This window comes from Pseudomonas sp. HY2-MNA-CIBAN-0224 (genome assembly GCF_040310285.1).
Taxonomy (GTDB): domain Bacteria; phylum Pseudomonadota; class Gammaproteobacteria; order Pseudomonadales; family Pseudomonadaceae; genus Aquipseudomonas; species Aquipseudomonas helleri.
Map to the genome: position 1 here is coordinate 1 of NZ_JBEOPQ010000819.1, position 244 is coordinate 244.

1 protein-coding gene is annotated in these 244 nt (G+C 38.5%); it reads right to left on the reverse strand.

The features are described 5' to 3' along the window. On the reverse strand, window positions 1–199 hold a 199-nt coding region (locus tag AAEZ03_RS28565), incomplete at its 3' end, for a hypothetical protein (RefSeq protein WP_350583347.1). Window positions 200–244 lie beyond the last annotated feature (45 nt).

Consider the following 244-nt stretch of genomic DNA (forward strand, 5'->3'; position numbering starts at 1 on the left):
CATCAGGGTTGTCAAGTAATGGTAAACTAATGTGGCCAATGCTGGCATATTGCTCTGTTGATTTACGAGCAAAGTTAGGAATGGTAAATTGAGTTGTTTGTAATTGTTTAAGGCTCTTTATTACGGCATTTAAGATAATTGCTGCGTCATACTGCTTATCGAAATAACATCCAATCAACCCGGGACGGATGATAAACACTTCAGTGTCTAGGTGCTTACTGAACTGACTATTAAAGTGCTGCAT